Below are 13,870 nucleotides of genomic sequence, written 5' to 3'. Positions count from 1 at the left end.
GAAATATACATTATGCGAAATATTATCCCGATGTGGCGCGCCTCTGCAATGCTCGTCGAACATGTAAATTTGCCGTATTGATTTGTTGATATGCTATAGTGCTTATTAATGAGAACAATTATTAATTAGCCTGCATGCAGACAAATTTTAAAGCGCTGGCGGCTGGCGATACTGGCCGCATCTTAGGGTTTGACCAATCCGGCGGAGTTTATCGGAAAAAACTGTTGGCAATGGGTTTGACTCCGGGAACTGAATTTACCGTGACGCGTTTCGCGCCTATGGGCGATCCGGTAGAGATTAAGATTCGCGGCTTTTCCTTGTCGCTCCGCAAAAACGAAGCGTCGGTGTTACTCGTAGAAAAAGTATGAAAGACGCCGTTTATACCGTTGGCGTTGTCGGTAACCCCAATTGCGGCAAAACCACGTTGTTCAACGCTCTGACCGGTTCCAAACAACACGTTGGCAACTGGCCCGGTGTCACGGTAGAACAAAAAACCGGTGAGTATCTATATAAAGGAAAGCAGATCGACGTTGTCGATTTGCCTGGCACTTATTCGCTGGAAGCCGATGACGACAGCATTTCGCTGGACGAAAAAGTCGCGCGCGATTACGTCGCCTCGCGCCAAGCCGATTTAATCATCAACATCGTCGATGCATCCAACATCGAACGCAATCTCTACCTGACCTCGCAATTGCTCGAGATGCGGGTGCCGATGATTCTGGTTCTGAATATGATGGATGCCGTAAAAAAGCGCGGCATCCGCATTGATACCGAATTGTTGGCCAAACATCTCGGTTGCCCGGTGGTGCCGGTAACCGCGGCGACCGGCCAAGGCATCAAGGACTTGCTCGAAATCATCAGCAAAGCCTGCGCCGACAAGCCGGTTCCCCAGCTTCAAGTCGCTTATCAAGCGGAGATCGAAGCGGCCGTCGATGAGTTGAGACCGCTATTGTCAGATATCTCCGGCCGCAACCGTTGCGATAGCCGCTGGCTGGCCTTGCGGCTGCTGGAAAACGATACCTTGGCCAAGCAGATCGCCGGCCCGGAACTCACCGAAACGGTCACTCGCCTGCGGGGCCAAATCGAAGATCAGACAGGCGACGAAATCGACATCCTGGCCGCCGACGCCCGCTACGGTCTGGTTAACCGGCTGGTGCAGGCATCGGTATGTAAATTAAACGAAGTCTCGCGCAATACCACCGACAAAATCGACGCCATCGTGCTGAACCGGTTTCTGGGCATCCCGATATTTCTGCTGGTGATGTACGCCATGTTCATGTTTACGATCAACGTTGGCAGCGCATTCGTGGACTTTTTCGACAAAGCCGTCGGTGCGTTATTGGTAGACGGCCTTAGTGTATGGCTGACAGCAATGAACTGGCCGAATTGGCTGGTAGTGTTAACCAGTAGCGGCATCGGCGGCGGTATTCAGGTCGTGTCGACGTTCATTCCAATCGTTGGCTTTTTGTTCATCTTCCTGTCCATGTTGGAAGACTCGGGATACATGTCGCGTGCCGCTTTCGTGATGGACCGCTTCATGTGCATGATCGGCCTACCGGGCAAATCCTTCGTGCCCATGATCGTTGGTTTCGGTTGCAACGTCCCCGCCATCATCGCCACTCGCACTCTGGACAACCAGCGCGACCGGATATTGACCAACATGATGAATCCGTTCATGTCCTGCGGCGCCCGCCTCCCGGTCTACGCCTTGTTCGCCGCCGCCTTCTTTCCGGTTGGCGGCCAAAATCTGGTGTTCGGCCTGTATCTGTTCGGTATCGTCGTTGCGGTTTTGACCGGCCTGATCATGCGTTACACCCTGCTGCGCGGCTCCCCTACTCCTTTTTTGATGGAATTGCCCGCTTACCACTTACCGACGCTACGCGGGGTTTACACCAAGACCTGGGAGCGCCTCAAAACCTTCATCGTCAACGCCGGCAAAGTCATCGTGCCGATGGTGCTGGTATTGAACGTGCTGAATTCGGTCGGAGTCGACGGCAGCTTCGGCCAGGAAAACAGCGACAAATCGGTGCTCAGCGAAATCGGCCGGCAATTGACTCCGGCATTTCAACCGATGGGCATCGCCAGCGACAACTGGCCGGCTACGGTAGGCATTTTTACCGGCGTACTGGCTAAAGAGGCCGTGGTGGGTACGCTGGATGCGCTTTACAGCCAGATGGCGGCCAGCGACGCTGATGTCGAGGATAAAAGTTTCGATTTGGCTGCAGCCTTATCCGAAGCCTGTCAAACCGTGCCGGACAATCTGATCGCGATCGCCGACAAATTACTGGATCCACTGGGTATCGGCATTGCCAATGTCGCCGACCAAGCCAGCGCTGCCGAAAAGCAACAAGTTAAATTGGATACGTTTGCCGTGATGCAGGCACATTTCGACGGCCGGGTCGGCGCATTTGCCTATCTGCTGTTTATTCTGCTCTACGCGCCATGCGTCGCCGCCACCGCCGCCATCTACAAGGAAACCAGCGGCGGCTGGGCCCTGTTCGTGGTGTGTTGGACCACGTTCGTCGCTTACCTGACCGCGACGCTGTTCTATCAAGGCATGACCTTCAGTCAGCATCCGCAAACGGCAATAGGCTGGATTTTCGGTCTGACGCTGTTGTTTGCCGGCGTGCTGCTGGTGTTGCGCTTTTACGGCGCCCGTCAATTCCGTGGAGTAACGCCATGATATTGTCTGACTTGCGCGGCTATTTGCAGGACAAGCGCCGGGCTACGCTGCACGATTTGGTCCTGCATTTTCACATGGACGCCGACGCCTTGAGAGGCATGCTCGGAAAATGGATCAGCAAAGGCAAAGTCAAGCAAACTGCGGCCGGCAGCGCTTGCGGCAGCGGCGGTTGCTGCAAATGCGATCCGCTGTTGACCGAAATCTACGAATGGGTGGATTGAACGGTTAGCGGGAGATTGTCCCGCCAACCGGAGGCTTACTTACTCTCTGCAAGCCAGCCCTGCAAAGCTTCAATTAATTCCTGAGCCTGCTTTTCGCTGGAAATATTGAACTTGGATTTTTGTTGGTATTCGCCGTTGCGTTTTTGGTAGCGGCGGATGCTGAAACGGTCCTGGCTGTATTGATTTTTGGCCGGTTCCCAGTCCTGATAACGGAAAATCACAGTGGCCCAGGCGCCTTTGCTCAGGATCTTCTTGTCCAATTCCTTGACGGTCTCGACGCCGCCATCTTCGTAACGAATAGTTAAATCTTCGACGTTTTCAGTCATAAAGTTCTCAACGAGTTTTAAAGCCGGCGCGCAGTCTACCACCGCAATGGTGCCGCCTGCAAAATACCGTCGGCTATCAATGCGTAATGAACTCGCCGAAAGCGCGACTGCCCTCCCCCGTATTGATGGTATCCACCACCTGCAAGGTTTTGGCGTCGATGACCGAGACATTGTTATCGAACCAATTGGCGACATAAATATGCCTGTCGTCCGGGTGCGCGCTAATGCCTTCCGGCTTGTCGCCGACCGGAATCACGGCAACTTGTTTCAAGGTCGCGGTATCGACGACCGAGACGGTGCTGTCGTCCTGATTCGTCACGAACAACAAACCGTCGCTATTGGCCAGCGCCACAGCGTAAGGTCGGGCGCCAACTTTAACCGTGGCCAGCCGTTTCAGGCTGCGTGCGTCCAACACGGTAACATCGTCGCTTTCCACATTGGCCGAATACAAACGCTTGCCTTGGCTATCCACTGCAATCCCGAACGGATGAGCGCCGACTTTGGTGGTGTTGCGGATGGTCAATTTGCGTAAATCGATTTGGGAAATGGAATCGTCTATCCGGTTGGCGACATACAGCCAGCGGTTATCGGGGCTGACGGTCATGCCCGACGGCGATTTACCAACAGTAATGGTTTTTAACCGAGTGAAATCCTTGCTATCGAACACGGCCACCGAATTCTCATACCAGTCGGCAACAAAAATTTGCTGGCCCTTGCGGTCAGTTGTGATGCCCAACGACGCGCCGCCGACTTTAACGTTTCGCAACTTGGTCAGTTTGTCGCCGTCCAGCACGGCAAAGCCACCGCCCTCCGGCGTGCTGACGTAAATTTGTTTCAATAGCGGGTTTATCGCCACGCCGGCCGGTTTGCCTTCGACTTTGATCGTTTCGATGACGCTACGGTTTTGGGTATCGATCACCGAGACCGAATTATCCAGTTGATTGGTGATAAAGGCACGCGGATTGGCGTGAACCGGCATCGCGGCGATAGCAAATAAGCAAACAGCCTTAAACCTGAATCTGGACATGAACAAAATGGGGGTGGGAGGAAAATGGTTCCCGGCTCAAGGCCGGGAACGGGGATAAAGCCGATTAACGTTTGATATCGATTTCGACGTGTGCAGCCGCGGAGCCGGCTTTTTTGGACAAGGCTTCCAGGCCGGTTTTCAACACGTTGCTCACCGCTTTGTCGGCGGCTTCTTCGTTTAACTCTGCCGGCGGGTTGTTGTTGACGTAAGCGCGGTAGTAAGTGGCAACCCACTCGACTTCGGTCTTGCCGCCTTTGTCAGTGACTTGCAATTCGGCCGCATAGTTACCAACCGGCAATACCGGCAACGGCTCGTCCTGGCCGGCATGTTTGATAGTGCCGGTGTTGCTCATTTCGGTGATTTTGTATTTGTAGCTCATTTTGGCGGCATCGTAGGCTTTCAATTCCTCGGTGATGGTACCGCCGTTAGCCAAAGTCAGCGTGCGCACCGCGCCTTTGTCGTTGCTGCCGCTACCTTTCACGCTTTTGATGCTCGGATGCCAGGACATGTCGTCGTAGTTTTTGATCAAATCCCATACTTTCGCCGCGGGTGCGTCGACGGTCACGGTAGCGGTCATTTTCGCTCTGACGGGGCCGTGGGCATTGGCTAAGCCGGCGAACATCAGCAAAACGGATGAAACGAGTAGCGAGGTTTTTTTCATAACACTTTCCTATGAAGGTCACATAAAATAGAGCGGGCGATTATAGAATAATTTTCCGCCGCCAGTATCCGCAAAAGCGCGTTTGCGGAAATTTTCCCGACCGCCCTCCTCCCGGTTCCACTCATGACTTCAACCACATTTTTCTGGCACGACTACGAAACGTTCGGCGCCGATCCGCAACGCGACCGGCCGTGCCAATTTGCCGGAGTCCGCACCGATACCGACTTCAACCTCGTCGGCGATCCGATCATGCTTTACTGTCGGCCGGTCGACGATTATCTGCCGCATCCGGAAGCCTGCCTGATCACCGGCATCACGCCGCAACTGGCGGCGGCGCAGGGTGTCTGCGAGGCGGCATTCGCCGAAACGATCCACGACGCCCTGTCTCAGCCCGGCACCTGCGGCGTCGGTTACAACAGCATCCGCTTCGACGACGAAGTCACCCGCAATCTGCTCTACCGCAACTTCTTCGATCCCTACGCCAGAGAGTGGCAAAACGGCAATTCGCGCTGGGATTTGATCGACGTGGTCCGCGCCGCCAGAGCCTTGCGCCCGGAAGGCATCGAATGGCCCGATAAGGAAGACGGCCTGCCCAGTTTCCGTTTGGAGGACTTGACCCAAGCCAACGGCTTGTTACACGACGCCGCGCACGATGCCTTGTCGGACGTGTACGCGACGATCGCGATTGCAAAGCTGGTCAAACAAAAGCAGCCCAAGCTGTTCGAATACCTGATCAACCACCGCCATAAAAGCCAAGTGTCGAATCTGCTGCGGCTCGGTAGTTTTACGCCGCTGGTACATATTTCCGGCCGCCTGCCGTCGCGCAACCACTGCTTGGCGGTGGTATTGCCGCTGGCGCAGCATCCGACCAATAGCAATGAAGTCATCGTTTACGACCTTGCCGTCGATCCGGAACCCTTATTGGCGCTGTCTTCGGAAGAGATCAAACAGCGCTTGTTTGTGGCTAACACGGACTTGCCGGAAGGAACGGTGCGGATTCCGTTGAAAACTGTCCACATCAATAAATGTCCGGTGTTGGCGCCGATCTCCGTGCTGAAACCGGCCGACCGGGAACGCTTGCAACTGGATTTGGCCCTGCATGATCGGCACTTAAAACAAATTCAGGCAGCACCGGCCCTGGACGCCAAATTCGCCGAGGTGTTCAGCCGCCGCAACGACGACACGAAACCCAGCGATCCGGATTTGATGATCTATAGCGGCGGCTTTTTCAGCCAGCGCGACAAGTCTCTGTGCCAACGGCTGCGACAAGCCGACCCCGCGAGCTTGGCCGATTTCGAATCCGAATTCGAAGACCTGCGTCTGCCGGAAATGCTGTTTCGCTACCGCGCCAGAAATTACCCGGACACATTGACCCAGGAAGAGCGCCGGCAATGGTCGGCGTTTTGCCGCGACCGGCTGGAACGGGAAAGCGCCGGTTACATGGGCTTGGCGCAGTTCCGGGAAAAAATCAACGCCTTGCGCGCCGATAGTGGCCAGAATCACACGCTACTGGACGCTCTGGAAAATTATGCCGACCAGTTGGCCGCAAAACACCATGTTTGATGCCGGCTTATACCGTATAATGCCGACCATTTGAGTAAATTTCGACCGAGGAATCATGAGCATCACACTGTCCGACCGAGTTAAAGCGGTTAAACCCTCCCCTACCCTGGCCATCACCGCCAGAGCCGCCGCGATGCGCGCTGCCGGTAAGGACATTATCGGCCTGGGCGCCGGCGAACCCGATTTCGATACGCCGGACCACATCAAAAACGCCGCAATCCAGGCCATTAACTCCGGATTTACCAAATACACCGCCGTGGACGGTACCGCCGGCCTGAAAAAGGCCATTATTGCCAAATTCAAACGCGACAACGGCCTGGAATACCAAGCCAAACAAATCTTGGTATCTTGCGGTGGCAAACAGAGCTTCTTCAACCTGGCGCAAGCCCTGCTCAATCCCGGCGACGAAGTCATCATTCCTGCGCCGTATTGGGTCTCGTATCCGGACATGGTGTTGCTCGCCGACAGCGTACCAGTGATTATTGAAACCGGCCAAAGCCAGGGTTTCAAAATCACGCCGGACCAATTGCGCGCGGCGATCACCCCGAAAACCCGCTTGCTGGTGATCAACAGCCCGTCCAACCCGACCGGTGCGGCATACAGCTTGGATGAATTAAAAGCCTTGGGCGACGTATTGCGCGACTATCCCGAGATTTTGATCGCCACCGACGACATGTACGAGTTGATCCTGTGGAACAAAGGCCAATTTGTCAACATACTCAACGCCCACCCGGATTTTTACGACCGCACCATCGTCTTAAACGGTGTCTCCAAAGCCTATTCCATGACCGGCTGGCGCATCGGTTATGCCGCCGGCCCGGCCGACTTGATCGACGCGATGTGCATCATCCAGTCGCAAAGCACCTCCAACCCGACCTCGATTTCGCAAGTCGCCGCCGAAGAAGCCTTGAACGGCGACCAAGGCTGCATCGATACCATGATGGTCGAATTCAAGAAACGCCACGATTATGTCGTCGCCGAATTGAACAGCATCGACGGCATTGAATGCTTGTCGACCGACGGCACCTTTTACGTATTCCCCAACGTCGAAAAACTGTTGGCGCGTCTGGACGGCATCAACGACGACCTGGAGTTCGCCGAATTTTTGATCGAAAAAGCTGGCGTCGCCCTCGTGCCAGGCTCTGCGTTTGGTTGCCCCGGCCATATCCGCATTTCCATCGCCACCAGCATGGCCAATCTGGAAAACGCACTGGCAAGGATCAAGCAAGCAATTTAAGCCGATACTGCATCGGGCGCCGGGAGTGCCAAGTTTCGATTGACAATTCCCGACATTGCTTTAGAATTCGCGGCCTTCCAACACATGTTCGGAAAGCCTCGGTGGCGAAATAGGTAGACGCACGAGACTTAAAATCTCGCGACCGAAAGGTCGTACCGGTTCGATTCCGGTCTGAGGCACCATATAAAGATTTCAGAATGTCTGAAATCATCCAAAAACCCGCAAGTTTCCTGGCTTAGCGGGTTTTTTTATGTCCAATGCAATCCAACAAAAACTAGTGACATTCGCCCAAAGTAGTGACATTAGTAGTGACACCGGCTAAAGTGATATTCACAGTGTCACTTTTTTGGTGGTTCACAATGGCGGAAAAACTCAATAAAGACCCGGTATACAGGGCCGCAAAGCCCAAAGAAAAAGATTACACCATCAACGACGGCGGCGGATTAGCGTTGCTGGTCAAAACCAACGGCACCAAGCGATGGATTTTTATTTATCGTTTTGAAGGTAAACAAAATCGCTTAGGGTTCGGCACCTATCCGGATACCAGCTTAGAGAATGCGCGACGTAAGGCGGAAGAAACCCGCCAACAAATTGCCAACGGACTCGATCCGGCGCAAGTCCGGAATCAGTCCAAACAAGCCAAACAATCGGCCAAGCAAAACGCAGATCGAATCAAAGCAGGTTTGCCCATTTTGGACAGCTTTGCTGACGTAACTGGCAAGTGGCTGGACTCAATCGCCAATCAAAATAGCGAGGGTACGCTGTTCAAAAAACGGAGCCGGCTCACTACCTGGATATTTCCAGTCATCGGCGACAAGCCCATAAACGCAATAAAATCCGCCGAAGTGTTGGCAGCACTAAAACCCCTAATTGAAGCGGGCAAACTGGATACAGCTCATCGACTGCGGGCAGAAATCAGCGCAATCTTTGCCTATGCTATTGTTCACAACCTGGCCGATTACGATCCGGCGCAACCCGTCGCCAAACAAATACCCGCACAAAAGGTAAAACACCGGGCAGCAATTATCGACCCCAAGCAAGTTGCGCAATTGCTACGGGATATTGGCAACTATCAAGGCACCTTCGTTGTGCAGTCGGCTTTTCGGTTATCTCCCCTACTCTTTCAGCGCCCCGGCGAAATCCGGAAAATGTTGTGGTCTGACATTGATTTGGTTACCAAGGAATGGCGGCCTTTCATATCTAAAACCGATTTCCACCATATCGTTCCGCTACCTACCCAAGCCGTAGCTATTCTGGAATCGATCCAGCCTTTAACCGGTGGCGATAAGTACGTTTTTCCTTCCAGTCGCGGCAATGGGCGCCCCATGTCGGAAAACACTATCATGGCGGCGTTGAAATCGCTTGGTTACGACTCCGACGTTATGACAGCGCATGGATTCAGAACCACTGCCTCAACGCTGCTGAATGAACAGGGGTGGAGTCCGGACGCTATCGAGCGGCAACTGTCGCACGCGCCAAAGGATAAGGTAAGAGCCGTGTATAACCGGGCGCAATATCTGGAAGAACGGCGGCGCATGATGCAAAGCTGGGCGGATTACCTGGACAGCTTGAAGGCTGGCGCGCAAGTCTTGCCGTTTAAGCAGGCAAGCTAAGCCGTTATAACCGAATTTAACCGGATAGCCCGACGGGGCAATAAGCGGGATTCGTCCCCCGTTTCCGGTTAATGCTATCTGGACGCGTTACATTTTGACGAGGTGTTGATTGAAAAAACCAAATGGAGTACCGGAATGGTTTAATCTTGAAAATTATAGTGACGTGCCTTTTCTATCCGCCTATGAATGGTATGTTAATCTTTATAAAAGGATGATTTTTTATCCGCTTAAATCCAGGTACGGAACCGAAAGTCCGCCGTGCCAAAAAATAGTAGAAACAATAAAAACAAATCCAGTAATAAAGGGAGGTCAAATAACTCCTTATATTAGTAAAGAAACTATATCCCCCTTCAGTAATGATGACGTACTTAAATTATTCAGACAGCTAGAAGAAAACGCACCACCAAGTTTCACGGATTATATAAGGCGCAGCAAAAATTCACTTGAAATAGTAGATGCTAACGAAGAGCTAGAGTTGTTTTTACAAGATCATTTTTATTCCACGTGGTATTACGACAAAGCTTTTTTGCTTGTAAATCTGCATGCCACTGATGAACATATAATGGAAGACTTTAAAAACTGGCTGATCAAGACTCGGGAGAGTAGTTCAAAGAAATCTGCCAAGAAGGCCTTTACTGAAATTGATTTTAAGGAATGGACTGAATATAAAATATTACCTTTTATTGATTTGAAAATATGGGGCGAAATTTCAGGTCATAGGCTAACCAATTCAGTTGTTGGCAATCTCCTATTTCCAGAGGAGCCTGAGATAGACACCACTGAAAGAATACGTAGGACAACAAAACCTAAAGCAGAGCGCTTATTGAATAGTTCAATAATCGATGCTTTTGGTGTTCAGGTTCGAAAGGACTTGAACTGAAAAAACGACACAAAAATCAACATTTTTTATGCCGGCGTTAGCTTCGGCAAATTATATGCCGGCAGAATAACTAGCGTTTTTAAGCCCTTCTAATGGAGAAATATCTGCATATAATGCCTTAGCCATATCCCACACGAGCCAAAGGAGGCTTACACGATATGGCAACATCTAATCCAGCTTCACAAAACCAACAAACCGCCATTATTCTTGGCTATCTACGAATCTGGCAAATCGTCGGCGACCGCAAACGCGGCATTGAACCGTTATTACCGGTTGGCCGTTCAACGTTCTTGGCCGGCGTTAAATCCGGCAAATATCCCAAACCCGTTAAATTAGGCAAGCGAACCACCGCTTGGAAAAAAGCCGATATTCTGGCTTTACTGGATAGCGTGGACGGTGCAGCATGAAAGCGTTAGCTAAAACAGGCGCGGAAAACCAAACCGCCGACAGTTCAATCCATTTGATTATTCACGGCAGCAGTAATCAGCTTTGCGTCGATAGCCGCGACATTGCCAAGGAGTTTGGCCGGCAGCATAAAAACGTACTGCAAACCCTGGATGATTTGCTGGCAGATGGCACCCTTTCGCGGCTTGAATCCAAGCCACGAAATTACCAAAAGCTAGGACGAGAATACCGCTGTTTTGAACTCAACGAAGCGGGATTTTTGAAGGCGATGCCTTTCATCGGCGGTCGGAAATCGCGCGAAGGTCAAAAGCGATTGGTCGACGAATTTTTGCGGGTACGTCGCCAACTCGACCGCCAAGCCAAAGAACGCGAAAGCCTGGCCTATCAGGTGGCGCGTTTATCCGGCAAGGATAGTCGCGGTATTCTGGCCGATGCCATTCAACAGTTTGCCGACTATGCCCGCAGCCAAGGCAGCCAGAATGCCGAACGCTATTTTGCCAACATCACCCGGACGGTTTACAAGGCATTGCTGATTATCGAGCCACAGGCGACGGAAATCCGGGAATTATTGACCGCGGTGCAACTGAAAACCCTGGAACTAGCCGAACTGACCGCCGCCCAGACCTTGACCGAGGGCATGGAAAACCAACAGCCCTACAAAGCCATTTACCAAGCCGTGAAAGCGGCCCTGGATGGCATTGTCGGCGCTAGGGTTAAGATTCTGGGCGGTTAGGCATGGCGGCAAAGCTGAGGAAAAAGGCTTATATCGCCCAGGATGTAGACATGATCCGCTCTGCCGCTTACCTGGATTTAAGCGGCAATGCGGTGAAATTGCTTATCCTGATGCAAACCCATTGGCGTATGTATGAACCCGTCGCCTACAGCATCAGCGAGGCCCAGAAACGCATTGGTTGTTGCCGCGGCAAGGCGCACGAAGCTTTTCGAGAACTGGAAAGCCACGGCTTTATCAAGCTGATGCTGGAAGGCCATTTCAGCAAGCAATTAGCGCGACGCTGGCGGCTGACGTTTCGGGAATTCAACGACCACAAGCCGACCGATGAATGGAAGCAGTGGAAAGTAACTCAGTGAGTTTGGCTATCCGATTCATTCAGAAATTGTATGTAATATTTTTGTTTGTTATTGATGATGGACAAATAAAAATCAGGGATAGATGTAACAAAGTTTATTCGATATTCTTGAAAAATATAATTCCCGATAAGGTCAGAAAAATTTATTGTATCTGGAAATCCATAGCATTCAAGCATTGCACCGTCACGTAACCATCTAGCATAAGTTTCTAGGCTGCCGTCCTTGTTTGCTTTTAATAATTCATTCATTGATCTTGTATGTGCTGTTATTGGAACAACCTCGTCCATTTTCACCTTGAAAGCAAGAATAGGATAGAACCACAAATGCACCACCTTATTAGTCTTATCTATTCGAAGCACAACACACCAGTCCAATGCTGTCGCTGTAATTGGCTTGAATTTTATATGTTCAAAAAGGTAAATAAGGACTATTAGAGTAAGAATCGATATCAGGGTATTAGCATCCATAAGAATTCAGTTATTTTGTCAGTAAAAATTGATTTGCTTGTTCACTATATGAACACTTCGTGCCGTATGGTGAACAAGTCATGCCGTATAGTGAACAGGTGTTCATAATATGAACGCAAAACGCCAACAATCAATAACTTAGCTTATCGAAAAATAGGCGTTAGTGTTCACTATGCGGGATGTACCTATTATTTACCATCTGCCCCGGCTCGATTCAGCTCGAAAAAAGGGCAGAAAACCGGCTACAGCAGCACGGCGGCGGAAAATTGGCTGAATAACCTAACTTGCCCGGCTACTCCGGCGAAGTGATAAAGCCGTGAGTTTACCCCGAGGCCTGCACGAAAAATGGCAAGGTTGTAGCAAGGCTTACTTGGTATCCAAAAAATGGTAACCAGGCTAGTAACCACCAAAATCGCCGATTTTCGGCCAGCGTACTTATGATGACACCTGAACTACGAAAGCGGCATAAAGCCTATTGCCGGCGCCAGAATGCCATCTTTGCCGCATGGCGCGCGCGCAGCTATCAGTATCCGCCCCCCGTTCGCGAACCTTTCCCCGCCGAGTTTCGCGATATGACTTGCGGCGCCAAAACCCGAGCCGGCACACCTTGCAAGCAAAAAGCTATTTTCGCAAATGGCCGCTGCAAATGGCATGGCGGATGCAGTACCGGCCCCAAGACCGAAGCCGGCAAAAAGCGGGCGGCTTTGAATGGTAACCGACCGAAGCAAAAGCGAAGTCATACCGGTGGATAAAACACCAGTTTCAACGGCAACGAGGAGTAACGACAATGGCCGCATCCAGCTTTAAAACATCCGCCGAATATCAACGGGAACGGCGAGAACACAACCGCCAGCGCGGCGTGCGTCGGCTGGATATTGAAATCGACGCAAAGCTAATGGCAAGGCTACAACGAGAACTTGCCGACTATGGCGCGGCCACGCATCCGGGCGCGGCGCTGGTGGAGTGGTTGGGCGATGTGCTACCGGAATAAAATGCGATAAGTTAGAAACGCGGCAGCTAACAAAATAGGGTTCGCAATGCCCCTGTAAGCGGCATTCCGCTTACCTTTTGGCGTTCACGATAGTACGCAAGAAAGTACGCACGAAGTACGAACCAAATACAACACAGTAACCCAGGCGCGGCGCGGCCTTGAACGGCAAACGCAACAGCAGTCCGCAGCATAAAATGCCGCAGGGTTCCGCTCAGTTCTCAGACCAGTCAGTTCACTAAGTCCTTGCTAAATCAAAGGCTTAATAGGTCTAATGGCTCGCCTCCCTATCAGATAGGAATCGAACTCGTAGACTATTGGAATAGAACCGGTAGCGTTGCAAAAACATCCGGTTGGATCAAGGAGAGCAACAAGTAAAACTTAAAGTAGTGACACCATTAGTGACATTGTGAATTTTCAACAAATCAATGTATAGCTAATACAGTCACTTATACAGAAATATGAGTCCGGTCTGAGCACCAAATCCAAGAACCCGCAAGCTGTAAAGGCTTAGCGGGTTTTTTGTTGCGCCGCGATTTCCTCGGTATAGCCCAACAAGTTACCCCAAGTTCTTTTCTTGCCAGGGTCCACCAACCGTTGCCAATCACTTTGCGGTAGCGATTATCTATGGTCTACACTTCGCTTCATCTAACTAGAGAACTACAGCGATGAGTGACGAGAAACACCTTTCCACAGAGCCGGCCCCAAAA

At 51.6% G+C, this 13,870-nt stretch carries 16 protein-coding genes and 1 tRNA gene; 13 read left to right on the top strand and 4 right to left on the bottom strand.

The window, feature by feature from the left end:
• The first annotated feature begins 134 nt into the window (after positions 1-134).
• The 3 genes from C2U68_RS20305 to C2U68_RS20295 are packed head-to-tail and all read left to right on the top strand — an operon-like array spanning position 135 to position 2,904.
• Positions 135-368, top strand: a complete 234-nt coding sequence (locus C2U68_RS20305; RefSeq protein ID WP_140914294.1) for a ferrous iron transport protein A — start codon at positions 135-137, stop codon at positions 366-368.
• Positions 365-2,683 (top strand): Fe(2+) transporter permease subunit FeoB, encoded by a 2,319-nt coding sequence (gene feoB / locus C2U68_RS20300; RefSeq protein WP_140914293.1) that lies wholly within the window; start codon positions 365-367, stop codon positions 2,681-2,683. Before C2U68_RS20305 ends, feoB begins: the two co-directional genes overlap by 4 nt.
• Positions 2,680-2,904, top strand: coding sequence for a FeoC-like transcriptional regulator (locus C2U68_RS20295; RefSeq protein WP_140914292.1), 225 nt, complete (start codon positions 2,680-2,682; stop codon positions 2,902-2,904). The genes feoB and C2U68_RS20295 overlap by 4 nt, the downstream gene beginning before the upstream one ends.
• A gap of 35 nt (positions 2,905-2,939) precedes the next feature.
• On the opposite strand, the gene C2U68_RS20290 is transcribed toward C2U68_RS20295, so the two are convergent.
• The 3 genes from C2U68_RS20290 to C2U68_RS20280 all read right to left on the bottom strand — a co-directional run bounded on the left by C2U68_RS20290 (position 2,940) and on the right by C2U68_RS20280 (position 4,918).
• On the bottom strand, positions 2,940-3,230 hold the full coding sequence (locus tag C2U68_RS20290) for a hypothetical protein (protein WP_140914291.1): 291 nt from the start codon (positions 3,228-3,230) through the stop codon (positions 2,940-2,942).
• A gap of 76 nt (positions 3,231-3,306) precedes the next feature.
• Entirely contained in the window at positions 3,307-4,257 is a 951-nt protein-coding gene (locus C2U68_RS20285; RefSeq protein WP_140914290.1) for a YncE family protein, read from the bottom strand.
• 64 nt (positions 4,258-4,321) lie between these two features.
• Complete coding sequence (locus tag C2U68_RS20280; protein ID WP_140914289.1) at positions 4,322-4,918, bottom strand: SRPBCC family protein; 597 nt, start codon at positions 4,916-4,918, stop codon at positions 4,322-4,324.
• Between the two features lie 123 nt (positions 4,919-5,041).
• On the opposite strand from C2U68_RS20280, the gene sbcB reads away from it, so the two are divergent.
• The 8 genes from sbcB to C2U68_RS20240 all read left to right on the top strand — a co-directional run bounded on the left by sbcB (position 5,042) and on the right by C2U68_RS20240 (position 11,705).
• A complete protein-coding gene (gene sbcB, locus C2U68_RS20275; RefSeq protein ID WP_140914288.1) occupies positions 5,042-6,481 on the top strand; it encodes an exodeoxyribonuclease I in 1,440 nt (479 codons plus the stop codon).
• Positions 6,482-6,536: 55 nt separating this feature from the next.
• On the top strand, positions 6,537-7,718 hold the full coding sequence (locus tag C2U68_RS20270; RefSeq protein ID WP_140914287.1) for a pyridoxal phosphate-dependent aminotransferase: 1,182 nt from the start codon (positions 6,537-6,539) through the stop codon (positions 7,716-7,718).
• 95 nt (positions 7,719-7,813) lie between these two features.
• Positions 7,814-7,900: transfer RNA gene (locus C2U68_RS20265), tRNA-Leu, on the top strand.
• A gap of 177 nt (positions 7,901-8,077) precedes the next feature.
• Positions 8,078-9,331, top strand: coding sequence for a tyrosine-type recombinase/integrase (locus C2U68_RS20260; protein WP_140914286.1), 1,254 nt, complete (start codon positions 8,078-8,080; stop codon positions 9,329-9,331).
• A gap of 109 nt (positions 9,332-9,440) precedes the next feature.
• Complete coding sequence (locus C2U68_RS20255; RefSeq protein ID WP_140914285.1) at positions 9,441-10,211, top strand: DUF6387 family protein; 771 nt, start codon at positions 9,441-9,443, stop codon at positions 10,209-10,211.
• A gap of 158 nt (positions 10,212-10,369) precedes the next feature.
• Positions 10,370-10,618, top strand: coding sequence for a helix-turn-helix transcriptional regulator (locus C2U68_RS20250; protein ID WP_140914284.1), 249 nt, complete (start codon positions 10,370-10,372; stop codon positions 10,616-10,618).
• Positions 10,615-11,349 carry a Rha family transcriptional regulator gene (locus tag C2U68_RS20245; RefSeq protein ID WP_140914283.1) on the top strand — a complete coding sequence of 245 codons (735 nt, stop codon included), beginning with the start codon at positions 10,615-10,617 and terminating at the stop codon, positions 11,347-11,349. Before C2U68_RS20250 ends, C2U68_RS20245 begins: the two co-directional genes overlap by 4 nt.
• A 2-nt stretch (positions 11,350-11,351) precedes the next feature.
• A complete protein-coding gene (locus C2U68_RS20240) occupies positions 11,352-11,705 on the top strand; it encodes a hypothetical protein (RefSeq protein WP_140914282.1) in 354 nt (117 codons plus the stop codon).
• On the opposite strand, the gene C2U68_RS20235 is transcribed toward C2U68_RS20240, so the two are convergent.
• Positions 11,699-12,172 (bottom strand): hypothetical protein, encoded by a 474-nt coding sequence (locus tag C2U68_RS20235; protein WP_140914281.1) that lies wholly within the window; start codon positions 12,170-12,172, stop codon positions 11,699-11,701. The genes C2U68_RS20240 and C2U68_RS20235 overlap by 7 nt on opposite strands.
• A 437-nt stretch (positions 12,173-12,609) precedes the next feature.
• On the opposite strand from C2U68_RS20235, the gene C2U68_RS21860 reads away from it, so the two are divergent.
• Together C2U68_RS21860 and C2U68_RS20225 are read left to right on the top strand one after the other, a co-directional pair.
• On the top strand, positions 12,610-12,924 hold the full coding sequence (locus C2U68_RS21860; protein WP_409563868.1) for an HGGxSTG domain-containing protein: 315 nt from the start codon (positions 12,610-12,612) through the stop codon (positions 12,922-12,924).
• Between the two features lie 35 nt (positions 12,925-12,959).
• Positions 12,960-13,163: a hypothetical protein gene (locus tag C2U68_RS20225; RefSeq protein ID WP_140914280.1), complete on the top strand. Its 204-nt coding sequence runs from the start codon at positions 12,960-12,962 to the stop codon at positions 13,161-13,163.
• Positions 13,164-13,870: the final 707 nt, after the last annotated feature.

The organism is Methylomonas koyamae (assembly GCF_006483455.1).
Lineage (GTDB): Bacteria > Pseudomonadota > Gammaproteobacteria > Methylococcales > Methylomonadaceae > Methylomonas > Methylomonas koyamae_B.
The sequence above is the reverse complement of the archived record's forward strand: the minus strand, read 5'-3'. Positions and strand labels throughout refer to the sequence as shown.